General features: G+C 73.4%; 24 protein-coding genes and 1 pseudogene. 15 read left to right on the forward strand and 10 right to left on the reverse strand.

Going from position 1 to position 24,090, the window contains the following annotated elements; genetic code table 11:
* The first annotated feature begins 47 nt into the window (after window positions 1–47).
* From MTR79_RS19605 to MTR79_RS19635, 7 genes are all read left to right on the forward strand, one after another.
* Entirely contained in the window at window positions 48–1,724 is a 1,677-nt protein-coding gene (locus tag MTR79_RS19605) for an FAD-dependent oxidoreductase (RefSeq protein ID WP_244791545.1), read from the forward strand.
* Window positions 1,721–3,184 (forward strand): ATP-binding protein, encoded by a 1,464-nt coding sequence (locus MTR79_RS19610; protein ID WP_086700601.1) that lies wholly within the window; start codon window positions 1,721–1,723, stop codon window positions 3,182–3,184. The genes MTR79_RS19605 and MTR79_RS19610 overlap by 4 nt, the downstream gene beginning before the upstream one ends.
* Window positions 3,181–3,534, forward strand: coding sequence for a UBP-type zinc finger domain-containing protein (locus MTR79_RS19615; RefSeq protein WP_033276422.1), 354 nt, complete (start codon window positions 3,181–3,183; stop codon window positions 3,532–3,534). Before MTR79_RS19610 ends, MTR79_RS19615 begins: the two co-directional genes overlap by 4 nt.
* A 96-nt stretch (window positions 3,535–3,630) precedes the next feature.
* A complete protein-coding gene (locus tag MTR79_RS19620; RefSeq protein ID WP_244791547.1) occupies window positions 3,631–5,010 on the forward strand; it encodes a CAP domain-containing protein in 1,380 nt (459 codons plus the stop codon).
* Between the two features lie 76 nt (window positions 5,011–5,086).
* The gene (locus MTR79_RS19625; protein ID WP_244791549.1) at window positions 5,087–5,764 is read left to right on the forward strand and encodes an AIM24 family protein; all 678 of its coding nucleotides are present in this window, start codon (window positions 5,087–5,089) and stop codon (window positions 5,762–5,764) included.
* An 80-nt stretch (window positions 5,765–5,844) separates the two neighbouring features.
* The gene (locus tag MTR79_RS19630) at window positions 5,845–6,804 is read left to right on the forward strand and encodes a threonine/serine dehydratase (protein ID WP_244791551.1); all 960 of its coding nucleotides are present in this window, start codon (window positions 5,845–5,847) and stop codon (window positions 6,802–6,804) included.
* A gap of 116 nt (window positions 6,805–6,920) precedes the next feature.
* On the forward strand, window positions 6,921–8,534 hold the full coding sequence (locus MTR79_RS19635; RefSeq protein WP_244791553.1) for a serine/threonine protein kinase: 1,614 nt from the start codon (window positions 6,921–6,923) through the stop codon (window positions 8,532–8,534).
* A gap of 195 nt (window positions 8,535–8,729) precedes the next feature.
* On the opposite strand, the gene MTR79_RS19640 is transcribed toward MTR79_RS19635, so the two are convergent.
* Complete coding sequence (locus tag MTR79_RS19640) at window positions 8,730–10,166, reverse strand: serine hydrolase domain-containing protein (protein ID WP_244791555.1); 1,437 nt, start codon at window positions 10,164–10,166, stop codon at window positions 8,730–8,732.
* Window positions 10,167–10,238: 72 nt separating this feature from the next.
* Here MTR79_RS19640 and MTR79_RS19645 point away from each other — a divergent pair, with 72 nt between their 5' ends.
* Together MTR79_RS19645 and MTR79_RS19650 are read left to right on the forward strand one after the other, a co-directional pair.
* The gene (locus MTR79_RS19645) at window positions 10,239–11,210 is read left to right on the forward strand and encodes an LLM class F420-dependent oxidoreductase (protein WP_086700197.1); all 972 of its coding nucleotides are present in this window, start codon (window positions 10,239–10,241) and stop codon (window positions 11,208–11,210) included.
* A 107-nt stretch (window positions 11,211–11,317) separates the two neighbouring features.
* The gene (locus MTR79_RS19650) at window positions 11,318–11,743 is read left to right on the forward strand and encodes an SsgA family sporulation/cell division regulator (protein WP_086700195.1); all 426 of its coding nucleotides are present in this window, start codon (window positions 11,318–11,320) and stop codon (window positions 11,741–11,743) included.
* A 22-nt stretch (window positions 11,744–11,765) separates the two neighbouring features.
* On the opposite strand, the gene MTR79_RS19655 is transcribed toward MTR79_RS19650, so the two are convergent.
* Entirely contained in the window at window positions 11,766–12,266 is a 501-nt protein-coding gene (locus tag MTR79_RS19655; RefSeq protein WP_086700194.1) for a DUF6328 family protein, read from the reverse strand.
* A gap of 129 nt (window positions 12,267–12,395) precedes the next feature.
* Here MTR79_RS19655 and MTR79_RS19660 point away from each other — a divergent pair, with 129 nt between their 5' ends.
* Window positions 12,396–12,737 (forward strand): hypothetical protein, encoded by a 342-nt coding sequence (locus MTR79_RS19660; RefSeq protein ID WP_086700192.1) that lies wholly within the window; start codon window positions 12,396–12,398, stop codon window positions 12,735–12,737.
* Window positions 12,738–12,747: 10 nt separating this feature from the next.
* Here MTR79_RS19660 and MTR79_RS19665 read toward each other — a convergent pair whose 3' ends face one another.
* From MTR79_RS19665 to MTR79_RS19680, 4 genes and pseudogenes are all read right to left on the reverse strand, one after another.
* A complete protein-coding gene (locus MTR79_RS19665; RefSeq protein WP_189363941.1) occupies window positions 12,748–13,731 on the reverse strand; it encodes an aldo/keto reductase in 984 nt (327 codons plus the stop codon).
* Between the two features lie 63 nt (window positions 13,732–13,794).
* A complete protein-coding gene (locus MTR79_RS19670; RefSeq protein WP_086700189.1) occupies window positions 13,795–14,502 on the reverse strand; it encodes a ribonuclease H in 708 nt (235 codons plus the stop codon).
* 30 nt (window positions 14,503–14,532) lie between these two features.
* Window positions 14,533–15,326, reverse strand: a pseudogene (locus MTR79_RS19675) (VOC family protein).
* Window positions 15,327–15,493: 167 nt separating this feature from the next.
* Window positions 15,494–15,979, reverse strand: coding sequence for a VOC family protein (locus MTR79_RS19680; RefSeq protein ID WP_086700188.1), 486 nt, complete (start codon window positions 15,977–15,979; stop codon window positions 15,494–15,496).
* Between the two features lie 235 nt (window positions 15,980–16,214).
* On the opposite strand from MTR79_RS19680, the gene MTR79_RS19685 reads away from it, so the two are divergent.
* Both MTR79_RS19685 and MTR79_RS19690 read left to right on the forward strand, forming a co-directional pair.
* On the forward strand, window positions 16,215–16,868 hold the full coding sequence (locus MTR79_RS19685) for an ATP-dependent Clp protease proteolytic subunit (protein ID WP_086700186.1): 654 nt from the start codon (window positions 16,215–16,217) through the stop codon (window positions 16,866–16,868).
* Window positions 16,868–17,470 carry an ATP-dependent Clp protease proteolytic subunit gene (locus MTR79_RS19690; RefSeq protein WP_086700185.1) on the forward strand — a complete coding sequence of 201 codons (603 nt, stop codon included), beginning with the start codon at window positions 16,868–16,870 and terminating at the stop codon, window positions 17,468–17,470. The genes MTR79_RS19685 and MTR79_RS19690 overlap by 1 nt, the downstream gene beginning before the upstream one ends.
* Window positions 17,471–17,506: 36 nt before the next feature.
* Here the strand turns inward: MTR79_RS19690 and MTR79_RS19695 are convergent, their stop codons facing one another.
* A complete protein-coding gene (locus MTR79_RS19695; protein ID WP_280518343.1) occupies window positions 17,507–17,941 on the reverse strand; it encodes a helix-turn-helix transcriptional regulator in 435 nt (144 codons plus the stop codon).
* 276 nt (window positions 17,942–18,217) lie between these two features.
* Between MTR79_RS19695 and MTR79_RS19700 the strand changes: the two genes are divergently transcribed.
* Window positions 18,218–19,105, forward strand: a complete 888-nt coding sequence (locus MTR79_RS19700) for a SigB/SigF/SigG family RNA polymerase sigma factor (protein ID WP_244791557.1) — start codon at window positions 18,218–18,220, stop codon at window positions 19,103–19,105.
* 84 nt (window positions 19,106–19,189) lie between these two features.
* On the opposite strand, the gene MTR79_RS19705 is transcribed toward MTR79_RS19700, so the two are convergent.
* Window positions 19,190–19,645 (reverse strand): ATP-binding protein, encoded by a 456-nt coding sequence (locus MTR79_RS19705; RefSeq protein WP_244791559.1) that lies wholly within the window; start codon window positions 19,643–19,645, stop codon window positions 19,190–19,192.
* A gap of 426 nt (window positions 19,646–20,071) precedes the next feature.
* On the opposite strand from MTR79_RS19705, the gene MTR79_RS19710 reads away from it, so the two are divergent.
* On the forward strand, window positions 20,072–21,331 hold the full coding sequence (locus tag MTR79_RS19710) for a streptophobe family protein (protein ID WP_244791561.1): 1,260 nt from the start codon (window positions 20,072–20,074) through the stop codon (window positions 21,329–21,331).
* Window positions 21,332–21,344: 13 nt separating this feature from the next.
* Here the strand turns inward: MTR79_RS19710 and MTR79_RS19715 are convergent, their stop codons facing one another.
* Complete coding sequence (locus MTR79_RS19715) at window positions 21,345–21,755, reverse strand: hypothetical protein (RefSeq protein ID WP_122213032.1); 411 nt, start codon at window positions 21,753–21,755, stop codon at window positions 21,345–21,347.
* Between the two features lie 296 nt (window positions 21,756–22,051).
* Complete coding sequence (mgrA, locus tag MTR79_RS19720) at window positions 22,052–23,044, reverse strand: L-glyceraldehyde 3-phosphate reductase (protein WP_199208184.1); 993 nt, start codon at window positions 23,042–23,044, stop codon at window positions 22,052–22,054.
* Window positions 23,045–23,182: 138 nt separating this feature from the next.
* Here mgrA and MTR79_RS19725 point away from each other — a divergent pair, with 138 nt between their 5' ends.
* Window positions 23,183–24,079, forward strand: a complete 897-nt coding sequence (locus MTR79_RS19725) for a LysR substrate-binding domain-containing protein (protein ID WP_086704466.1) — start codon at window positions 23,183–23,185, stop codon at window positions 24,077–24,079.
* Window positions 24,080–24,090: the final 11 nt, after the last annotated feature.

Raw genomic sequence — 24,090 nt, forward strand, 5'->3', positions numbered from 1 at the left:
GATCTCGGCCCGCCGCGCCGGGGATCGAACCACGCTGTGGGGGACGCATGGCACAGCCCGCCGACGCCGCCCGGACCGTCATCATGACCGTGGACGACGACCCGGGTGTCTCCCGCGCCGTGGCCCGGGACCTCAGGCGTCGCTACGGGGCCTCGTACCGGATCGTGCGCGCCGAGTCCGGCGAGTCCGCCCTGGAGGCGTTGCGCGAACTGAAGCTGCGCGGCGACCTGGTGGCGGTGATCCTCGCCGACTACCGGATGCCTCGGATGAACGGCATCGAGTTCCTGGAGCGCGCCATGGACGTGCATCCGTGGGCCCGCCGGGTGCTGCTCACCGCGTACGCGGACACCGGCGCCGCCATCGACGCGATCAACGTCGTCGACCTCGACCACTACCTCCTCAAGCCGTGGGACCCGCCGGAGGAGAAGCTGTACCCGGTGGTGGACGACCTGCTGGAGGCGTGGGGGCACAGCGACCACCGGCCGGTGCCCAGCACCAAGGTGGTCGGGCACCGCTGGTCGGCGCGCTCCTCCGACGTGCGGGAGTTCCTCGCCCGCAACCAGGTGCCCTACCGCTGGTACTCGTGCGACGAGCCCGAGGGGCGGCGGCTGCTGGCGGCGGCGGACGAGGACGGGATGCGGCTGCCACTGGTGGTCACCCCGGACGGGACGCCGCTGGTGGACCCGGACCCCGCCGACCTCGCAGCACACGTGGGTCTCGCCACCACACCGGCGGCCGACTTCTACGACCTGGTGGTGATCGGCGGCGGCCCGGCGGGGCTCGGCGCGGCCGTGTACGGGGCGTCGGAGGGCCTGCGCACGGTGCTGGTGGAGCGGTCGGCGACCGGCGGGCAGGCGGGGCAGAGCTCGCGGATCGAGAACTACCTGGGCTTCCCCGACGGGGTGTCGGGGGCACAGCTCACCGAGCGGGCGCGGCGGCAGGCCACCCGGTTCGGCGCGGAGATCCTCACCGCCCGGGAGGTGACCGGCCTGGACGTGGGCGGCGCGGCCCGGGTGGTGCGGTTCTCCGACGGTTCCCAGGTCGCCGCGCACAGCGTGATCCTGGCGACCGGGGTGTCCTACCGGCGGCTCGCGGCGCCGGGCTGCGACGAACTGGGCGGCTGCGGCGTCTACTACGGCTCCTCGCTGACGGAGGCGCCCGCCTGCCAGGGCCAGGACGTGTACATCGTGGGCGGCGCCAACTCGGCCGGGCAGGCGGCGATGTACCTGTCCCGGTTCGCCAAGCAGGTGACGCTGCTGGTGCGCGGCCCGGACCTGTCCGCGTCGATGTCGTACTACCTGATCGAGCAGATCGGCCGGGTGCCGAACATCGCGGTGCGGTGCGGCACGGTCGTCGAGGAGGCGCACGGCGACGGCCATCTGGAGCGGCTGACGCTGCGCGGGACGGACAGCGGGCGGACCGACGTGGTGGACGCGCAGTGGCTGTTCGTGTTCATCGGGGCCGCCCCGCTCACCGACTGGCTGGACGGCACCGTGCTGCGCGACGGGCGCGGCTTCATCCTGGCCGGGCCCGACCTGACCGCCGACGGGCGCCCGCCGGCCGGCTGGGAGCTGGACCGGCCGCCGTACCACCTGGAGACCAACGTGCCCGGCGTGTTCGTCGCGGGCGACGCGCGCGCGGAGTCGGCCAAGCGGGTCGCCTCCGCCGTCGGAGAGGGAGCCATGGCCGTGATGCTCGTCCACCGTTACCTGGAGCAGTCGTGAGCGCGCAGCCGATGGAGTGCCTGCCGGAGGAGATCGGCTCCCTGTTCCTGTTCGAGAAGCTCACGCCCGGGCAGCTCGGACGGCTGTGCGAGGCAGGCCGGGTGGAGCGGTACGCGCCCGGCACCGTCTACGCCGAGGGCGACCCGGCCACCTGCTTCTACGTGATGGTGGAGGGCACGGTCGTGCTGTCCCGGCGGGTCGGCGGGGACGACGTGGAGGTCACCCGCACCTCGCAGCGCGGGGTGTACGCGGGGGCGATGCAGGCCTACCTCGGCGACCGGGTGCCGCAGGTGTACAACAACTCGCTGCGGGTGACGGAGCCGACGCGGTTCTTCGTGCTGCCCGCGGACACGTTCGCGGACATCATGCAGGACTGGTTCCCGATGGCGGTGCATCTGCTGGAGGGGCTGTTCTTCGGGGTGAAGAGCACCCAGCGGGCGGTCGGCCAGCGGGAGCGGCTGCTGGCCCTCGGGTCGCTGTCCGCGGGGCTCACCCACGAACTCAACAACCCGGCCGCGGCGGCCGTGCGGGCGACGGCCTCGCTGCGCGAGCGGGTGGGGAAGATGCGCCGCAAGCTCCGCGTGATCTCCGAGGGCGCCTACGACCGGGAGACACTGGCGGGGCTGATCGAGATCCAGGAGCGCACGGCCGAACGGGTCGCCAAGGCGCCGGTGCTCAGCCCGCTGGAGGCGTCCGACCGGGAGGACCTCCTCTCCGACTGGCTGGACGACCACGGCGTGACCGAGGGATGGCGGATCGCCCCCACGTTCGTGCAGGCGGGACTGGACGAGGACTGGCTGGAGCAGGTGGCCGCGGCCGTGGACGAGGAGACGCTGGCGAGCGCGGTCGGCTGGCTCAACTACACAGTGGAGACCGAGCTGCTCATGGACGAGATCCAGGACAGCGCGGCCCGCATCTCCCACCTGGTCGACGCCGCCAAGCAGTACTCACAGCTCGACCGCGCGCCCTTCCAGGTCGCCGACGTGCACGAACTCCTGGACAGCACCCTGCTGATGCTGTCCGGGAAGCTGGGCAAGGGCATCCGGGTGGTCAAGGAGTACGACCGCACCCTGCCCCGCGTCCCGGCGTACCCGGCGGAGCTGAACCAGGTATGGACCAACCTCGTGGACAACGCGGTCGCGGCGATGCGCGAGACGGACGGGGAGGGCACGCTGACCGTGCGCACGGCGCGGGAGGACGACCGGCTGCTGGTCGAGTTCGGCGACACCGGACCCGGCATCCCGGCCGAGATCCGCGACCGGGTGTTCGACCCGTTCTTCACCACCAAGCCCGTGGGCGAGGGCACCGGGCTGGGCCTGGACATCTCCTGGCGGATCGTGGTCAACAAGCACCACGGCAGTCTCCGGTTCGAGTCCGAGCCGGGCGACACCCGCTTCCAGGTGCTCCTGCCGCTCACCGCCCCCGCCTCCGACGACGCCCCACAGAAGGAGTCCGTATGACCACCGAACACGCCATCGACCCCAGCGTGCCGCCCTCGGGCGCGGGCTGCGCCGACTGCGACGCCTCGGGCGGCTGGTGGTTCCATCTCCGGCGGTGCGCGCAGTGCGGCCACGTCGGCTGCTGCGACAGCTCACCGGGACAGCACGCCACCGCCCACTTCCGGGCCACCGGGCACCCGGTGGTGAGCAGTTACGAACCGGGCGAGGACTGGTTCTGGAACTACGCCACCAACGAGCTGTACGAGTCGGGGCCGTCGCTGGCGCCGCCGGTGAGCCACCCGGCCGGGCAGCCCGCCCCCGGACCCGCGGACCGGGTGCCCGCCGACTGGACGCGGGCCCTGCACCGCTGAGCCGCCGCGCCCCGCCGGCCCGGGAACCCGCGGGCCCCGCCCGTCGTTGTCCGGACACCCCCACACATGTCGGACGACGGCGAACAGGGCGGTGCCATGAGCGAGTTGGTCCCCGGAGGCAACATCCCGCTCCCGGGCGGCGCGGTGACGGTCCGGGTGGCGGGACCGTTCGACGTGTCCGCGCTGATCACGGACGACGGCCGGAAGGTGTCCGGGGACGCCGACTTCGTCTTCTACAACCAGCCCTCCGCGCCGGGCGCGCGGCTCGCCGGCGACACCCTCGTCGTCGACCCGGCGGCGCTGCGCGCGGGCGCCACCCGGGTCACGGTCGCCGTCAGCCCCGAGGAGCCCGGCACCACGCTCAGCGCGCTGCCCGCCCCCGTCCTGGAGGTCACCGGGCCCGGAGGGCGTGCCCTGGCCCGCTTCCGGCCGCCACGCCCGGACAGGGAGACGGTTCTGCTGCTCGCGGAGGTCTACCGGCGCGGCGACGGCTGGAAGCTGCGCGCGCTCGGTCAGGGGTACGCGGACGGACTGGCCGGTCTCGCCCGGGACTTCGGCGTCGACGTCGAGGACGACGAGGGAGCGGTGTCCACCCGTACCGCCCCGGTCGTCACCGGCAGGGCGCCGGTGAGCCCTGCCACGGTGGCCCAGGCCGCCCCGCGGACCCACCCGGCCGCTCCGCCCCGTCCCGCGGCCCCGCCGTCCGCCGGGGACGACTTCCTGGCCCTGGTCAACTCCGCGCGCGGCACCGCGGGTTCGCCGCCGGTGTCGCACGACGGGCGGCTGGCCGAGGCGGCCCGGCAGCACGCGCGGGCGATGGCGCGCGGCGGGCGTCTCGGTGTGGAGGGCCCGGACGGGGTTCCGGTGTACCGGCGCGTGGTGGCCACCGGCTACCCCTACCTCACCGTCGGCGAGCACCTGGTGTCCGGGCCGTTGTCCGTGGACCGGTTCGTGGGCCACTGCCTGCGGCACGAGGCGGCCCGCCGCACGGTGTGCGACCCGGCGTTCACGCACGCCGCCGTCGCCTCCTGCGAGGGCGCCGGGGACACGTACTGGACGGCGCTGTGGGCGCGTCCGCTCACCGCGGAGGGCCTGGACCGCACGGCGGCGGAGGTCGTCGGGCTGACCAACCGGGAGCGCGCGCGGGCCGGGCTTCCGCCGCTGTCCGGCGACCCGCTGCTGACCACGGCCGCGCAGGCGCACAGCGCCGACATGGTGGCGCGGGACTTCTACGCGCACACTGCCCCGGACGGGAGCAAGCCCTGGGACCGGGCCGCCGCCGCGGGTTCCCGGTGCCGCACGGTCGGCGAGAACATCGCGTGCGGGCAGCGGTCCGCCGCCGAGGTGGTGCGCGGCTGGATGAACAGCCCGGGGCACCGGGCGAACATCCTCAAGCCGGAGTTCACGCACATCGGCGTCGGCTTCGCGGGCGGCGGTCGGGCGGGCACGTACTGGACGCAGGTGTTCGGCGGGTGAGCGCGCGGCCGGATCCGTGCCGCGTCGTACGCGCCCGGTTCTGGCCGGGGAGCCGGGGCCGGGCGAGGATGGCCCCATGAAGGGTGACCTGTTTTCCAGTGAGCACATGGTGCGGCCGGCCACGACCCCGGGCATGACGGTGGAGAACGCCAAATGCCTGCGCTACACCGTCGACGGCGAGATGCTCGCCCGCCAGGGCGCGATGGTCGCCTACCGCGGCGACCTCCAGTTCGAGCGCAAGGGCCAGGGCGTGGGCGGCATGCTCAAGCGCGCGGTGACCGGTGAGGGACTGCCGCTGATGACCGTACGCGGGCAGGGCGAGGCCTGGTTCGCGCAGGAGGCGCAGAACTGCTTCGTCGTCGAGATCGGCCCTGGCGACGAGTTCACCGTCAACGGCCGCAACGTGCTGTGCTTCGACGCCACGCTGTCCTACCGCATCTCCACCGTGAAGGGCGCCGGCATCACCGGCGGCGGCCTGTTCAACAGCGTCTTCACCGGGCAGGGCAAGCTGGGCCTGGTCTGCGAGGGCAGCCCGCTGGTGATCCCGGTGACGCCGCAGAGCCCGGTGTACGTGGACACCGACGCGATCGTCGGCTGGACGGCGGGCCTTTCCACCTCGCTGCACCGCTCCCAGTCGCTGGGCTCGATGCTGCGCGGCGGCTCGGGCGAGGCGGTGCAGCTGGTGCTCCAGGGGCAGGGACACGTCGTGGTGCGGCCGAGCGAGGCGCCGCCGCACAAGGCGCAGCAGCGCTGAACGTCGTTGACCTCCGGCCGCACGCCGGGTGAGGCTGGGGCACGGCGCGGATCACGCCCCGCGCCGGGAAGGTGACAGTCGTGATCGAGATCGCCGACATCGAGACCGCCGCCGAGCGGATCGCCGGACACGTGGTGCGCACCCCGACCGTGCCGAGCCCCGGCCTTTCGGCACTGCTCGGGGTGCCGGTGACGGCCAAGCTGGAGCTGCTCCAGCACACGGGATCGTTCAAGGTGCGCGGTGCGGCGGCGAAGCTGCTGGCGCTGAGCGAGGCGGAGCGGGCCGCCGGGGTGGTCGCGGTGAGCGGCGGCAACCACGGCATCGCACTGGCGGTGACGGCCGCCGCGCTCGATGTGAAGGCGACCGTGGTGATGCCGCGTTCGGCGCCCGTGCGGGCCGTGGAGATCGCGCGGGCGTCGGGCGCCACGGTGCGGGTCACGGACGACATGGCCGGGGCGTTCGCCCTCACCGCGGAGCTGCGGCAGGAGGGTCTGACCCTGGTGCACCCCTTCGACGACCCGGTGGTGATCGCCGGTCAGGGCACCGTGGGGCTGGAGTTCGCCGAGGACGCCGGTGAACTGACCGACGTGCTGGTGAGCATCGGCGGCGGGGGTCTGATCGCCGGGATCGCGGCGGCGCTGCGCGCCCGGCGGCCCGGGGTGCGCGTGTGGGGCGTGGAGACCGAGGGGGCGCAGGCGATGTCCGAGGCGCTGGCGGCGGGCGGCCCGGTGCCGGTCGCGCTGTCCTCGATCGTCTCGACGCTCAGCGCGCCCGCCGTGTCGCAGCTGACGTACGACCATGTCGCGGAGCTGGTCACGGAGGTGCTGGTGGTGCCGGACCGGGAGGCGGTGCAGGGCTCGCTGGACCTGGCGGACCACGCCAAGGTGTGGGCGGAGCCGGCCGCGGGCTGTCTGCTCCCGGCCGCCCGCCGGGTGCTGGAGCGGGTCGGCGAGGACGCCCGCCTGGGTCTCGTGGTGTGCGGCGGGAACGCCACCACCACCGACATGATGGCGTGGACGGACCACTTCTCCCTGCGCTGAACCCGGCGGTCCGCAGGGCGCGCGCCCGGCCGTTGAACGCTCCGGCCCCTCTCCTCCGTATCAGGGGGGACGGAAGTCAGCGGTTCGACGAGGGATCACCGGACGAGGGATCACCAATGGGCTGGGCGCACGCCTCCACCGACCGGCCGGTCGCCGGCCGCTACCGGCTGGTCGAGATCACGCACCGCGAGACCAACCGGGTCAGCTGGTACGCCGACGACCTGCGGACGGGCCGGCCCTGTCTGGCCACCCGCGTCGAGCTGCCGGCGGACGCCGTGGAAGGCGTCCGCCGCGCGCCCTCCCGGATCCTGCGGGCGACCGAGAACGTCGCCCGGCTCTGCCCGGACCGGATCGCGGACGTCGTCGACGCGGTCGGCGAGGGCGGCTGCCTGTGGACGGTCACGGCGTGGATCGACGGCACCCCGCTGGACGAAGTCCTGCTCCAGCACGGCACGTTCGCACCCGCCCGGGCGGCGCGCGTCGCCCTGGACCTGCTCGACGTCCTGGACGCGGCACACCCGGAGGCCGTCACCCACGGCGAGCTGAGCCCGGGCCAGCTCTATCTGCGCGAGACCGGCCCGGTGATCGTCACCGGCTACGGGGTGGCCGGCACGACGTCGGCGCCCCGGCTCACCGCCCCGTCGTACGCGGCGCCGGAACAGGCGCGGAACGAGCAGGTCGGCCCTGCCGCCGACCTGTGGGCGCTGGGGGCGATCCTCTACACGATGCTGGAGGGGCGCCCGCCGTTCCGGGACCGGGGCAGGGTCGCGGCCACGCTGCGCGGGGTCGACCGGCTGCCGCTGCGCCCGCCGGTACGCTGCGGGCCGCTCACCGGAGTCGTCACGGGCCTGCTGCGCAAGGAGCCCCGGGAGCGCCCGGGCCGCCCGGTGGTGCGGGACGTGCTGACCCGGGTGCTGCGGGAGGCCTCCGGCGGCGATGCCGAGCCGGGAGAGGCGTACGCGCCGGCCGGGCGGGGGCGGAAGCGGAAGGGCGTGCTCGTCGGGACGCCCCTCGCGGTGCTCACGGTGACGGCGGCCGTGGTCGCGGCGGCGACGGGCCTGCCCGACGGAGGCGACGACCGGGCCGGCGGCCCCGCCGCATCGGCGTCCTCGCCCGCCGGAGGGGCCGGGGGGCCGGACACCGCCCCGCGGGTCCCGCCCTCGGCCGGCGCCGCCCCTCCGTCGTCCACGGCTCCCTCGTCTCCCCCGTCGCCCTCCCCGTCCGGGTCCGCCTCGCCGTCCCCGTCGGATCCCGGCGCCCTTCCCGCGGGCTTCCGCGTCCACCGGGCCCCGGAGGGGTTCTCCGTGGCGCTGCCCGCGGGCTGGGAGCGGCAGCGGGCCTCCCGCGCCGCACAGCAGTCCTACCGCGTCACGTTCGGCGCCGACGACGACCCGCGCACCCTCGCCGTCACCTACAGCGAGCGCGTGGGGCCGGACCCGGTCGCCGTGTGGCGGGACACCGTGGAGCCGGGCCTCGCGCGCGCCGACGCCTACCAGCGGATCGGCGCCATCGAGGCCACGACGTACCAGGGCCGTGAGGCCGCCGACATGCAGTGGATCACCACGGACGACGGCGCCCGGGTACGCACCTTCGGCCGCGGCTTCCTGCTGGGCGACGGCCGGGGCTTCTCCCTGCGCTGGAGCACCCCGGCCGCCGAGTGGACGAACGCCGACAACCAGGAGACGTTGCGCACGGTCCTGCGGACCTTCCGGCCCGGGACGGCCGCCTAGGGTGTTTCGTCCGGACCCTCCCGGCGTCGCGGGGCCCATGCGCCCTCCCCCACTGCGCTCGACGGGCGTGGGCGCGCCCCCGGCGGCGTTGTCGCCACTCACCGACGCTCCGCGTCGACTCCCTCCTGGCGCCTTGCGATGCACGGCGCCAGACCCCGCTCCCTGATCCGGCCTGATCCGAACGAAAGACCCTAGCTAGCTCCGCGGGGCCCGCAGCGCGCGCAGTGGCCAGGGGACCAGCGGTGTGGTGAGCCAGTGCGCGCGGAAGACGCGGTCGGTGAGGGCGCAGGTGACGCGCAGCCGGTGCGGGGTCTCCAGGAAGGCGATGTCGACGGTGAGCGTGTCGGGGCCGTGCCACCCGCCGGTGACCGCGACCGGCACCGCGCCCTCGGTGACGGTCCAATCCGTGCCGGTCCAGCGGGCCGCCAGCCGGTGGCCGTCCTCGTCGAGGGTCAGCGTCCAGCCGCCGTCGTCGTCCGCCGTGAGCTCGGCGGCGGCCAGCTTCGGCTGCTCGGCGACGAGCCCGCCCTCCGGGGTGAAGGCGGCCCCGGCCCAGTCGCCGGTCTCCGGTGCGGGGGCGCCGTCCGTCGCCGGCAGGGCCAGGCGCTCCAGGCGCTCGCGCAGGCCCGCGTCCTCCGCGTCCCGCCCGGTCAGCGGGGCGTCACAGAAGGCGGGCAGCAGATGCCGCCACACCAGTTCGAGGTAGCGCTGCATCTCCGCGGTGGCGGACGTCGCGGCGATCACCACGTCGTGCTCGGGCAGCACCAGGCAGAACTGGCCGTAGGCGCCGTCGCCGCGGAAGCCGTGCCGGCCCCGCCAGAACTGGTAGCCGTAGCCCTGGTCCCAGTCGGGGCGGTCGTCGCCGCCCATGGCCCCGGTGGTGCCGATGTGGACGCGGGTGGCGCGCTCGGCCCATCCCTCGGGCAGCAGCCGCTCGCCCTGCCAGACGCCGTCGTTCAGATACAGCAGGCCGAACTTCGCTATCGCGTCGGTGGTGGTGTGCAGGCCGGCGAAGCCGATCTCGCGTCCGGCGCGGTCACGGGACCACAGCGCCTCGTCGATGCCCAGCGGCTCGAACAGCCGCGGCCGCAGATACTCCACGAGGGTCTGCCCGGTGACCCGCTGCACGATCGCGGCGAGGGTGTACGTGCAGGGCTGGTTGTAGGTGAACAGTGTGCCCGGGTCACGCTCCGGCGGCTGGAGCAGGAAGCCGCGCACCGGTTCGGCCGGGTCGGCGCCGAACGCCTCGTCGACGGTCTCGTGGTCGTGTCCGCTGGCCATGGACGCCACGTGGCGCACCAGCATCGCCCGGCTGCGCGGGTCGGTGATGTCGGCGTCGATCTCCGGGAAGTACGACAGCACGGGGGCGTCGAAGTCGATCAGCCCCTCCGCCTCGGCGAGCCCGGCGGCGGTGGAGGCGAAGCTCTTGCTGAGCGAGTACAGCAGATGGGGGCGTTCGGCGGTCCAGGGCGCCCACGAGCCGGCGGCCACGACCTTGCCGTGGCGCACGATCGTCACGCCGTGCGGTTCGATGTCCGGGTCGGCCTCGAGCGCGTCGAGGAAGGCGTGGACGCCGGACGCGTCGACGCCCTGGGTCGCGGGGGCTGCGGTCGGAAGGGCTCGCTGGGTCATGGGGGCATCCTGCCCGGGGCACCGGCGGGTGATCCACCGTTTTCGCCGGGCGACTCGGGGGACCCGGACTCCATGGTGCAAATCGGGTACACGATGATGACCGAGCAGGCCGGCCCGCGTGAGCTGGTGGAGCACGTGGTGCGCGCCGAGACGGCTGGCTTCGACTTCTCGGTGACCTCGGACCACTACTTCCCGTGGCTGGCCGAGCAGGGTCACTCGCCGTACGCGTGGAGCGTGCTGGGCGCGGCCGCGCAGGCCACCTCACGGATCCCGCTGATGACGTACGTGACGTGTCCGACGAAGCGGTACCACCCGGCGGTGGTGGCGCAGAAGGCGGCGACGATGCAGCTGCTGTCGGGCGGCCGGTTCCGGCTGGGGCTGGGGTCCGGCGAGAACCTCAACGAGCACGTGGTGGGCGGCGGCTGGCCGCCGGTGGACGTACGCCACGAGATGTTCGAGGAGGCGGTGGAGATCATCCGCGCGCTGTTCGAGGGCGGTCATGTGAACTACCGGGGCGAGCACTTCGACGTGGAGTCGGCCAAGCTGTGGGACCTGCCGGACCAGCCGCCGCCGATCGGGATCGCGGTCTCGGGGAAGCGGTCGTGCGCCCTCGCGGGTCACCACGCCGACCTGATGATCGCCACCGAGCCGAAGCCGGAGCTGCTGGAGATGTTCGACGAGCACGGCGGCGAGGGAAAGCCGCGCGTGGGCCAGCTGCCGGTGAGCTACGACCCGGACCGGGACACCGCCGTGGAGCGGGCACACGCCCAGTTCCGCTGGTTCGGCAACGGCTGGAAGGTGAACTCCGAGCTGCCGCACCCGGACTCCTTCGCGTCGGCGACCCAGTTCGTACGGACCGAGGACGTCGCCTCCTCGATCCCCTGCGGCAGCGACCCGGACGACTTCGTCGAGGCGGTCCGCCCGTACGCCGAGGCCGGTTTCACGGAGATCGCCCTGGTGCAGATCGGCGGGGAGTCGCAGCCGGCGTACCTGGACTGGGCGGAGCGGACGCTGCTGCCGGCGCTGCGGAAGGCCTTCGGCTGACAGGCGGTCCGTGCGTGAGGTGTGACGGATTCACCCGGAGAGCTGAGCATCTTGCCGGGATCCGGGGTACTAGAGGGCTCTACGTCGGTACGTCCCGGAGGCACCTCGTGAACTCGTTCGTGCACAAGACCCTGGTGGTGGAGCTCCAGGCGGGCGACACGGAGCGCTTTCCCGTGCTCGCCCACCTGAGCTACGACCCGTCCGACCCGTTCGCCGTCACGGTCGTCTTCACCCTCGACGGCCGGGTGCTGGCGCGCTGGCAGCTGGACCGGGAGATGGTCACCGACGGGCTGAGCCGCTCGGTCGGCATCGGCGACGTACGGCTGCGCCCGCAGGCCCGCGGGGTGGGGCGGGAGCTGCGGATGGAGTTCCTGGGCGAGGCGCGCCCCGACGGTGGCCGGCACCACGCGGTGGTCTTCGCCTGGGCGGAGGCCGTCGGGGAGTTCCTGACCGAGACCCACCGGATGGTGCCGCCGGGGTGCGAGGAGGTCCGGGTCGACGACTTCCTCGCGGACGTCCTGGCCAACAGCTGAAGCCCCGTGAGCCCGCGCGGGGTCAGCGGCGCGTGGTGTGGCGGTGGCGCGCCCACACGGGCAGCCCGAACCAGCACAGCAGGTACCAGAACACCACCCCGGCCACCAGGTACGGCACGTAGTCGTCCTGGGTGGCCACACGCAGGATGAGCAGCAGCGAGGAGCTGGTGGTGACCAGCAGCAGCGCCAGCCCCAGCAGGGTGAGCTGTGAGGCCCACTGGACCGCCTGCGGTTTGATGCGCCGCCCGCTGACGAGCCGGTGCAGCGTCACCGGGCCGATCAGCGCCCCGGTCGCGCAGGCGCCCAGCACCACCGTGACGATGTAGATGTTCTTGTCGGTGCCGGACAGGCCCTCGTAGGTCGGGGTGAACACGACCGTCAGCAGGAAACCGAACAGGATCTGCACGCCCATCTGGGCCACACGGACCTCTTGGATGAGCTCGGTCCACATCCGGTCCGCTCTCTCCTCCTCGCTCTCGTTGCGCCCCCGGCGCATGCTCCCGCCCTGCTCCGCGTCCGGCACGGTGCCTCCTTCGATCGGGTCTCCCCCTCCGGTTTCCCCGAAAGGGGGCCTCCTCCCACCGCCGGTTTGGCCGCGCGGGGCACGGTTACACGGTCGGCGACACGACCAGGCCGGACGAAAGTGGGAGACATGTCGGACACCCAGCTCACCGTGACACTCAGCGGCGGGGACGTCGACGACGCCCGGGCGGTCGTCGGGGCGCTGGAGGGCACGTTCGGACCGCCGCAGGAGCGGCCCTCGGACACGGACGCGACCGTCCGGATGGCGACGTTCGGCGGCGAGGGTGAGGGGACGGGCGACGGGCAGGCGGACGTGCGGCCCTTGTCGGAGCCGGTGACCGTCACCGTGCAGGGCACCCCGGAGGCGGTACGCCGGGCGAGCGACGCGCTGTCGCGGGCCTTCACGGCCCGCGACGAGGGCGCCGCCGCCGGCGACCAGGAGCAGGAGCGTCAGCTCGTGCTGGAGTCCTGACGCGCCTCCGCTACCAGCGGCCCTCCACCTGCTCGCGGATCCGCCGGTCGTACAGGTCTGCGATCGCGGAGAGGGTGGCGTCGGACAGCTCCGGCAGCCGGGCGGCGGCCGCGTTGGCACGGGCCTGCTCGGGCGAGCGGGCGCCGGGGATGACGCTGGTCACGCCGGGCTGCTGGACGATCCAGCGCAGCGCGAGCTGGGCCGGCGTGCAGCCCTCGGGGGCCAGGGCGGCGAACTCGGCGGCGGCCTCGACACCGGTCGCGTAGTCCACGCCGGAGAAGGTCTCGCCCTGGTCGAAGGCCTCACCGTGCCGGTTGAAGGTGCGGTGGTCGTTCTCCGCGAAAACGGTGTCCTTGGTGTACTTCCCGGACAGCAGACCCGAGGCGAGCGGCACGCGGGCGATGATGCCGACGCCGGCCTCGCGGGCGGCCGGGAGCACCTTAAGCAGCGGCTTCATGCGGAACGGGTTGAGGATGATCTGCACGCTGGCCACGTTCGGGCGGGCGATGGCGGTCAGCGCCTCGGCGCAGGTTTCCACGCTCACGCCATAGGCGGCGACGCGCTCCTCCTCGACGAGGGTGTCGAGGGCGTCGAAGACCTCGTCGGTGGAGTAGACGGGGGTGGGCGGGCAGTGCAGCTGCACCAGGTCGACGCGGTCGACGCCCAGATTGCGCCGGGAGCGGTCGTTCCAGGCACGGAAGTTGTCCAGGACGTAGTTCTCGGGGATCTGGTCGACACGGCGGCCCATCTTGGTGGCGACCAGCACGTGCAGGTCGGGCCGTCCGGAGAGGAACGACGCGATGGTCTGCTCGCTGCGTCCGTCACCGTAGACGTCGGCGGTGTCGAAGAAGGTGACGCCCGACTCGGCGGCGGCCTCCAGCACCGCGAGGGCGTCCTTGTCGTCGACGTCGCCCCAGTCGGCGCCGAGCTGCCATGTGCCGAGGCCGATCACGGAGGCGTGCTGACCTGACCTGTCGAAAGTGCGCTCTTCCATGCCGGTCAGTCTGTCATCCGTCCCGGCCCGGCGACCGGCGGCTCCCCCCGCCGGGGCGGCGGCTCAGGCGCCCACGGCCGTCCGGCACTCGGGGTGGCCCCAGCCCTTGTCGTTCTTGGCGATGGGCTCGCCGGCCGCGTACGACCGTCCGCACGGGCAGCGGCCGGGGAACTTCGCCTTGATGGTGCGGGAGGAACCCCCGGACTTGCGGGCGGGCCTGGCGCCGCCCGAGGCGCGGCGGGAGGAACCGCCGGAGGACGGGCGCGGTACGGACGGCGGCGGCTCGGGCGAGCCCTGCGCGCTGCCCGCGTCCTGCTGCGCGGAGGCCGCCTGGCTGGCGGCGCGGTCGGCGAAGTCGTTGAGCCGGTCGCCGTCGACCTGGTGGGCGAGCACGTGGCGGAACTCGACGGACCGGTCCTGGAGCAGGCCGTCGATGCGGACGACGAGTTCCTGGTTGGCGACGGGCTTCCCTGCGGCGGTGCGCCAGCCGTTGCGCTTCCAGCCGGGCAGCCAGGTGGTGACGGCCTTCATGGCGTACTGCGAGTCCATCCGTACCTCGAGCGGCACGCCGGGGTCGGTGGCCGCGAGGAGCCGCTCCAGGGCGGTGAGTTCGGCGACGTTGTTGGTGGCGGTGCCGAGAGCGCCGGCCTCCCAGCGGTCCGGGGTCCCGGAGCCGTCCGCGATCACCCAGGCCCAGCCGGCGGGTCCGGGGTTTCCCTTCGAGGCCCCGTCGCAGGCGGCCACCACACGTTCACGCATGCCACCGATCATGCCATGGCCGGGCGGGTGTCCCGGTTCCGCTCAGCCGACGGGTTCGGTGCCCGGCATCTCGCCCTTGGTGGTGGTGAGGTCGATGACCGAGAAGGCGGCGCCCTGCGGGTCGCCGACCACCGCGAACCGGCCGAACGGCGAGTCCGTCGGCCCGGACCGCAGCACCCCGCCGCGTTCGGTCGCCCGGGCCACGGCGGCGTCGCAGTCGTCGACGGTGAAGTACACGTTGCTGTACGGGGGCGCCTCGGGCGGGAAGTCGTCGGTCATCCGCATCCGGCCGAGGACGCTGCGCTCCCCCAGGTCGAAGAGGCGGAAGTCCATCTCACCCTGAGCTGCTTGGACCGATAGCCGAAGACGGCTGGGAGGAACGCGTCGGACTTCTCCGGCTCGCGGGTGCAGACCTCCGCCCAGCAGTACGCGCCCGGTGTCTCCGTCGTCCGGAAACCCTCGTGGGTGCCGGCCTGCCACACCCCGAAGACGACCCCTCCGGGGTCACGGGCGAGACACATCGTGCCGTGGTCGGCGACCCGCACGGGCTCCATCAGCAGTTCGCCGCCCTGCTCGCGGATGCGGGCGGCGGTGGCGGAGGCGTCCTGAGCGGCGAGGCAGAGGCACCACTGGGAGGTGCCCTCCTGGCCCGGCATGGGCGGGACGACGGCGGCCACCGCCTTGCCGCCGGCGTACGCCCGGGTGTAGCCGCCCTCATCGGCCGACGTCTCGCCGAAGGTCCAACCGGGGACGTGGCCGTAGAAGTCCTTGGCCGCGTCGAGGTCGTCGAACACGGCGTCGGCCCAGCAGGGGGTTCCTTCGGGTGCTACGGCCATGGCTGCGGCCCTCCGCGTCACGCGTGCTCTGTGGTCTCCTCACTCACGCCAGCCACGCCCGGGCGGGCACGCGCGCCGGAGGAGAGCCCTCAGGGGCACGGGGAACTGCGCGAACGGGGGCCCGGGGCGGAGCCCCCGAACCCCGAAAGGCCCCGCGGGCTGGGGTGTCACGCCCCGCCCTCGTACGCCCTCTCCAGCTCCGCGATGTCCAGCTTGCCCATCGTCATCATGGCCTTCAGCGCACGGTCGGCCTTCTCGCGGTCCGGGTCGCCGATCATCTGCGTGAGCCGCTTGGCGTTGACCTGCCAGGAGACGCCGTAGCGGTCCTTGAGCCAGCCGCACGGGCCGTGCTCGCCACCGCCCTCGACCAGCTTCTCCCAGTAGTGGTCGATCTCCGCCTGGTCGTCGCAGTCGAGCTGGAAGGAGATCGCCTCGTTGAACGTGAACTCCGGTCCGCCGTTCAGGGCGACGAACTTCTGGCCGTTGGCCGTGAACTCCACGGTGAGCACGGAGCCCTCCTCACCGGGGGTGGCCCCGGTGTTGCGGACCACGTCGCCGAGCTTGGAGTCGTCGAAGACGGAGACGTAGAACTGCGCCGCCTCCTCCGCCTGGCCGTCGAACCAGAGGCAGGTGGTGAATCCGTCGGTGTCCATGAGTACCTCCCGTGTGGGGCGCCCCTCGAGGGAACGCGGTCACCGGTGCAGACCGGCCGCGGCGACGGAACTCATCGGTGGGACCGAGATCCACCTGCACGGCCCGTCCGGGGCCGCTCCGCCCTGGGCGAATCTGCCGCGGGCAGAGATTCCCCCGGCGGCGGGTCCCGCGCGCCGACAGTGGACGCACACGGCCGCCCGGCCGTGCTCCGACCAGTGACCCACGGGAGCGTCCATGTCACCACTCATCGCCGGCCCCGGGCCGGCCCAGCCGCGGGCGGAGGACGGCGACACCCCGCCCACCCGCTTCGACGACCACCTCGCCGCCCAGCTGCTCGCGCAGCGGATCGTGGTGCTCGGCACCCAGGTCGACGAGGTGTCCGCGAACCGGGTGTGCGCGCAGCTGCTGCTCCTGTCCGCCGAGGACCCGCGCACCGACATCAGCCTGTACGTCAACAGCCCCGGCGGCTCGGTGCACGCCGGGCTCGCCATCTACGACACGATGCGGCTGATCCCCAACGACGTCGCCACCCTGGCCATGGGCTTCGCGGCCAGCATGGGGCAGTTCCTGCTCTGCGTCGGCACGCCCGGCAAGCGTTACGCCCTGCCCAACGCGCGGATCATGATGCACCAGCCGTCGGGCGGCATCGGAGGGACCGCCGCCGACATCGAGATCCAGGCGGAGAACCTGGAGTTCACCAAGCGGACCATCGAGCGGATCACCGCCGAGCACACCGGCCAGTCCCCGGAGACCATCTCGCGTGACGGCGACCGGGACCGCTGGTTCACGGCCGAGCAGGCCCGTGCGTACGGGATGGTCGACCGGGTGCTGGACTCGCTGGACGACGTCCGTCCGGCGGCCACCCGACCGAGGATGGGGCTGCGCTGATGGGGACGTACACGATTCCGAACGTCGTCGAGCGCACCGCGCGCGGCGAGCGGTCCTACGACGTGTTCAGCCGGCTGCTCGCCGAGCGGATCGTCTTCCTGGGCACGGAGATCGACGACGGCGTGGCCAACGTGGTCGTCGCGCAGCTGCTGCACCTGGAGTCGGAGGCACCGGAGAGCGAGATCGCGGTGTACCTCAACTCCCCCGGCGGCTCGTACACCTCGCTCATGGCGATCTACGACACCATGACGTTCGTGCGGGCCCCGATCTCCACGTTCTGCGTGGGGCAGGCGGCGTCCACGGCGGCCGTGCTGCTGGCCGGCGGGGACCCGGGACGCCGGTTCGTGCTGGAGCACGCACGGGTGCTGCTCGGCCAGCCGGCCTCCGGCGGGATGCAGGGCACGGCGTCCGACCTGGCGCTGCGCGCGAAGGAGATGACCCGGATCCGGGCGCAGGTCGAGGAGGTGCTGGCCCGCCACACGCACCACGATGCGGCGACCCTGCGGGCGGACATGGACCGCGACAAGGTGTTCACCGCGCAGGAGGCCGTGGCGTACGGCCTGGCCGACGAGGTGCTGACCCGGCGGCCCGCTCCGGTGTGAGCGGCCGCCGGGCCGTGCGGTGCGGGTGCGTCCCGCTCAGGCGGCCAGGCAGAGCCCGCCGTGCGCGGAGCCGTTCCGCACGGAGCCGTGGCGCATGGAGCCGTTCCGCACGGAGCGGGCGGGGACGGCGGAACGGTGCGACGTGACCCGGACCAGCTCCGCGTGCGTACGGGCGAGCAGGTCGCCGAGGCCCAGACCGAGCGCCCCGGCGGCGGCCGCGAGGACCTCCGAGGAGGCCTCCTTGCGGCCGCGCTCCACCTCCGACAGATAAGGCATGGAGATCCGCGCCACGTCGGCGACGTCCTTGAGGGTCCGCTCCTGGGCCTGCCGCTCCTTGCGCAGCACGTCGCCGACGAGGTGCCGCCACAGCGGCTCTCTGGGCGCGGCGGCGGGCGGGGCCGGCGGGCCCGAGGCGGCCGGGCCGGGTCGCAGGGGAATGACGCGGGCTTCGTTCGGCGCGTGATCGGTCACGTCCTCAGCCTAGGAATCCCGCTCCCGCGGGCAAGGGAGCGGGATTCCGCCCTGAGTGAAGCCGAAAAAGCGGACGACTTTCCTCCGCCCTGATGGTGCCCCGCCGCACCGTCGGCCGTACCATCGGACGACAGGCGTGACGGCCGTGCGGACCGCGTCGCCCCGAGCGGTCCGGTGCTCTCCGTCACGGAGAAGACCGACAGGCATAGGTCCGCGGAGCCGGGGTATCCGGGTGCTTCAGTCTCGTGGCAGCCATGACGTTCGTGGGAGAGGGCAATGAGGACCGCCGTGATCCGGTCGCAGGAGCGGACCGTCGACGGGCACACCGGGGCCGCCGCCGGGAGCGAGGACCTTCGCGATCCCGCCGACCCGCGCGCCGTCGCGCCCCGCGACGCCCGTGAGCTCTCCCGCCAGTTCTTCCGCCGTCTCACGGAGCTGGAGGAGGGCACCCGCGAGTACCAGTACGCGCGGAACACGCTCATCGAGATGAACATGTCCCTCGTGCGCTTCGCGGCCGGGCGGTTCCGCGGCCGGGGCGACGACATGGACGACGTCGTGCAGACCGGCATGATCGGCCTGATCAAGGCCATCGACCGGTTCGAGCTGTCCCGCGAGGTCGAGTTCACCTCCTTCGCGCTGCCGTACATCGTCGGCGAGATCAAGCGCTTCTTCCGTGACACCACCTGGGCCGTGCACGTGCCGCGGCGACTCCAGGAGCTGCGTGTGGAGCTGGCCAAGGCGCGCGAGGAGCTGTCGAGCCGGCTGGACCGCGAGCCCACCGTCGCCGAGCTGGCGACCCTGATGAACATCAGCGAGCAGCAGGTCGTCGAGGGACAGATCGCCGCGAACGGCTACAACTCCTCCTCCCTGGACGCGGCGCTCACCGGCGACGGCCCGGAGCACGGCGAGGCCGTCCTCGCCGACTTCATCGGCGTCGAGGAGGAGCGGCTGGCCCTGGTGGAGGACTTCCACGCGCTGGCCCCGCTGATGGCGGAGCTGAGCGACCGGGACCGCGAGATCCTGCACCTGCGGTTCGTCGAGGAGGCCACGCAGGCGGAGATCGGCGAGCGGCTGGGCTGCTCGCAGATGCATGTGTCCCGGCTGATCAAGCGGATCATCACCCGGCTGCGGGCGGGCATGCTCGGCGAGCTGGGCTGCGCCTGACGGCGGGGCACACCGTCCCCACGGCACACCGAAGGCGCCCCCGGCCTTTCAGGGGCGCTGCTGTGAGGAGGGGGTGTCTGTCGTTCAGCCGCCGGTGAGGTCGATCACGGCGCGGACGCGTTTGCCGACCGGTACGCGCTCCACGCCGACCTCCCGCGCCAGCGCCCGCACGATCTCCAGGCCGTGGCGTCCGATCCGCTGCGGGTCGCGTGGGAACACGCGGGGCAGGGCGCCGTTGCTGTCGTAGACGGCCACCGTGAGGGTGGTGTCCGTACCCTCCAGCTCCAGGATGTACGGACCGTCGCTGTGCCGGTCGGCGTTGGTGACCAGCTCGCTCACCACCAACAGCACGGCTCCCTCCGCCTTGGCGTCGATCGTGGCGCGGCACTCGGTCCTCAGCTGATCGAGGAACTGCGCAGCGACATGCCGCGACTCGGCGATGCAGCCCGGCTCGCCGGTGAAGTGTGCCGCCCGCCGCAGCGGTTCCACGGGCACATCGAAACCAGTCGGTATCACTACCCCGTCCAAGTGATAGGTCATGCATTTCCCTCTGCGACGCCGGGTCGGCCGGACGATCCGCACCGGTCCTGGTACCCCGAGTCGGGCGGGGCAGTCCCACTGATCGGGAATCGGCTTCCCCGTGGGGGGTATCGGTATGCCTGACCAGGCGAAAGAGGGCTTCGGCGGGTGGATGCGGGCCCGCGGCTGCGCAACTCGGCGCTCCCAGAATGCCGCCGCGCCCGCCCTCCCCCACTCTCGGCTCCGTTCGAGCGGAGGGACCCCAGGAGCGGGAGACACCCCCACCGCCGCAGCCGCACGACTGCCCGCAGTCGGCGAGGCGCGCGGCCGCCTCGCGGCGTGCCCGCGGTGGGCGGTGGCTGCGGCCGCCGCACGGCCACGCGCCGGTGCCGCCGGACGGACCCCGTCGGCGGGCGGGCCGAACAGAACCCTGCTTAGCGTGCTCACGTGAGCGCACACTCCCCTTCTCCTCCGCGATCCCCCCTCCACGGCTGGGTTCCCGCGCTGGTCGCGGTGGTCGGCTCGCTGGCCGCGATGGCCGTGGTGGCGGCGCTGGGGATCTGGGCGGCCGGGGCCGCAGATCTTCCGGAGGGCGCCTTCGGTCCGGTGCTCGCCGCCGTCCTGGTGCTCGCCGTCGGCGGCACGGTGAGGCTCTCCGGGGACGCCGACGCTCTGGCCGGTACCGAGGGCGGCCTGACCGTGATCCCGCTGACCGTCACCCTCACCGGGGCGCTGCTGCTCGGCTGGTGCTTCCTGCGGCCGCTGCACCGCCGGACGGTGGTGGGCGCGCCCGGGCTGGCGGGGTGGGCGGCGCGGATCGCCGTGCTGTGGCTGCTCGCCGTCCTCGGTCTGGCCCTGGCCGCACGGCGCACGTTCGAGGTGTCCCTGGGGGACGACCTGCTCGGCGATCTGGGCGAGCTGTTCGGGGTGAGGCCGACGGTCGGCTTCGCGGCGGACGTGCTGCCGACCGTGCTGATCGGCCTGGTGTGGCTGGCGGGCGTGCTGGTGGTGGCGATCCTGGTGTCGCGGGGCGCGCCGCTGCCTCCCGAGCTGATGCGGTTCCAGGCGGGGGCACGGCCCGCGGCGCGCGCGACGCTGGGGCTGCTGCTCGCCGCCGTGGCCGTGGCGCTGATCGTCGCGCTGGTGGTGGCCGCCACGAAGGGGCACGCGGCCGAGACGTTCGCCGTGATCCTGCTGGGGCTGCCCAACGTGGCCTGGCTGGGGCTGACCGTGGGGATGGGGGCGACCTGGGAGGGCAGGGTGGCGGGGCCGTTCGGGCTGCCCATGCCGCAGGTGCTGGACGAGGTGCTGCGCACCCGGGACGTGTCGGAGCTGAACCTGGGTTCGCTCGTCGACCACGACGGCGGCCGCTGGTGGTGGCTGCTGGTGGGTGCGGCGGTGCTGGTGGCGGGGGCGGCCTGCGCCATGGCGGCCACCTCTCCCGCGCGGGTGCCGCCCTGGCAGCACGCGCTGCGGCTGGCGGCGGCACTGGCGCTGGCGGTGCTGACGGTCGGACCGACGGCCCGGGTCTCCGCGCGGATCGGCCTGTCGGTGCTCGGCATCGGCGACCTGGGCGAAGGGCTGACCGGGCAGGTGCTGCTGGAGCCGCGACTGTGGGGCGCGCTGGGCCTTGCCCTGCTGTGGGGCCTGGTGGCGGGGTTCGCCGGCGCGTGGGCCGTACGGGGGCTGCGGCGGTGGCGGCGCTGAAGGGCGGTCCGGCTCAGGCGACCGGGACGCCGAGGACCCGGGCGGCCCGCTGCATCCGCAGGGCGTCGACGGACTCGGCGAGGAGTTCGTACTCCGTTGTGTCGTCGCCGGTGGCGACCCGCACCATCCGCCCGGCGGCGAGCGCCTCGGCCACTTCCTCCTGCCGGCCGACGTCACCGCACCAGGTGCGGAGCACGGTGGGAACGTCGGTCACGTCGTCGGCGACGGGGACGAGCGCACCCGGAGGTAAGTGCTCGGCGTCCGGCTGCGGGTCGAGGCGCTCTGCGATCCACAGGGCGCGGTCGCGCAGCCACCACAGGGCGAGCGCGAGGGTCGGGGCCCGGTAGGTGCCCAGCGGCACCCCGATGCGCCGGCCGTCGCAGACCCCGTACGCCGTGACGTGGCACAGGAATTCGTCGTGCACGTTCCCTCCCCCGCTGCGTGCTCGCCCGCCGGTTCCGGGCCGGCTGCCCGTTCCGTGGCTCGCGTGCTGTGCGTGAGGGCGCAGTCGCTCGGTGTGAAGCGCTCTCGTTGTCGAGTATGTTCACCGCTGAAACACTGTCACCATGTGTTTCCGGCCAGTCTCCTGGCATATGCAGGCCCTGTCCTGGCCGAAACGGCACGGGTGGGCGCATCGGCCGAGGTGACCGGCCTGCACGGAGACGGACGCACCGGCCGCCGCCCCCGTGCACGGGGGTGACGGCCGGTGACGGGAGCCGCTTACTGCTTGACGATGGCGTCGATCCTCGCCAGCTCCTCGTCGGAGAAGTCGAGGTTGCGGGTGGCGGCGACGCTGTCCTCCAGCTGGCGCGGACTGCTCGCGCCGACCAGGGCGGAGGTGAGGCGGCCGCCGCGCAGCACCCAGGACAGGGCCATCTGCGCCAGGCTCTGGCCGCGGGCGGAGGCGATGTCGGCGAGCGCGCGCAGCCGCCCGACCAGCTCTTCGGTGAGGGCGTCCGTGTCGAGGAAGGGGCTGTCGCTCGCGGCTCGGGAGTCCTCGGGGATGCCGTCCAGGTAGCGGGAGGTCAGCAGGCCCTGCTCCAGCGGGGAGTACGCGATGGAGCCGACCTGGAGCTCGTCGAGGGCGTCCATCAGGCCCTCGTCCTCCGGGCGGCGGTCGAGCATCGAGTAGCGCGGCTGGTTGATCAGCAGGGGGGTGCCCAGCTCGCCGAGGATGCGGGCGGCCTCGCGGGTCTGCTCGGCGCTGTAGTTGGAGACGCCGACGTAGAGCGCCTTGCCCTGCTGCACCGCCGTGTGCAGGGCGCCCATCGTCTCCTCGAGCGGGGTGTCCGGGTCGAAGCGGTGCGAGTAGAAGATGTCGACGTGGTCGAGGCCCATGCGGCTGAGGCTCTGGTCCAGCGAGGACAGCAGGGACTTGCGGGAACCCCATTCGCCGTACGGGCCCGGCCACATCAGGTAGCCGGCCTTGGTGGAGATCACCAGCTCGTCCCGGTACCGCGCGAAGTCGGCCTTCAGGGCCTCGCCGAGGACGGACTCGGCGGCGCCGGGCGGCGGGCCGTAGTTGTTGGCGAGGTCGAAGTGGGTGACGCCCAGGTCGAAGGCGCGGCGCAGGATGGCCCGCTGGGTCTCGGCCGGGCGGTCGGGACCGAAGTTGTGCCACAGGCCGAGCGAGAGCGCGGGGAGCTTCAGGCCGCTGCGTCCGGTGCGCCGGTAGGGCATGTCCGCGTAACGGTCGGGGTGTGCGGTGTACAACGCGACTCCAGAGGGGTTGGCACACGTCTTGACGTTCGTCGTGGCGGTTCGTCGGACCGCCCGTCCACTCTGTCGTGACCTGCGGGGAGTGGTCCAACAGAAGAATCCGATGCGATTCAGCGGCTACGCTTCTCAATCATGGAACTGCGCCATCTCCAGCACTTCGTGGCCGTCGCCGAGGACCAGCACTTCACCCGTGCGGCGGAACGGCTGATGGTCTCCCAGTCGGGCCTGTCGGCGTCCGTCCGGGCGCTGGAGCGCGAGCTGCAGACGCCGCTGTTCGTGCGGACCACCCGCAGGGTGACGCTCACCGAGGCGGGGCGGGCGCTGCTCACGGAGGCCGAACGCATCCTGGCACAGGTGCGGGCCGCGCACGAGGCGGTGGCCGCGGTGCAGGGAGTGCTGCGCGGCACCCTCGCGGTGGGTACGGAGCAGTGCATCGCCGGGGTGCACGTGGCGGAGCTGCTCGCCGCGTTCCGCCGACGCCACCCGGACGTGGAGATACGGCTGCGCCAGTGGGGCTCGGCCGCGCTCGCCGAGGAGGTCGCGGCCGGGCGGCTGGACCTCGCCTTCGCCTACCGCGTCGACGCCGACCCCGACCAGCTGCGCGTCGTGCCGCTGACCGGCGAGCCGATGACGGTGCTGTGCCACCCCGACCACCGGCTGGCCCAAGCCGGGGCGCCGGTCACCCCCCAGGACCTGGCCGACGAGGTGTTCGTCGACTTCCACCCCGACTGGGGTCCGCGCCGCGCCACGGACGCGGCGTTCGCGGTCGCGGGCGTACGGCGCACGGTGGCACTGGAGGTGAACGACGTGCACAGCCTGCTCGACCTGGTCGACGAGAACCTCGGCGTGACGGTGGTGCCGCGCCATTTCCGCCACAAGCGCCCCTCGCTCACCGCGCTGCCGCTGAAGGACACCGGCGAGGCGGCGTACGAGACGGTGGCGCTGGTGCCGTCGCCGCGCGCCACCAGCCCGGCGGCGCGGGCGCTGATGGACCTGCTGGACACCGGGGCGCGTGACGCCGGAAGCTGAGCGAGTCTGGG

This window comes from Streptomyces sp. BJ20 (assembly GCF_022869105.1).
GTDB lineage: Bacteria > Actinomycetota > Actinomycetes > Streptomycetales > Streptomycetaceae > Streptomyces > Streptomyces griseoincarnatus.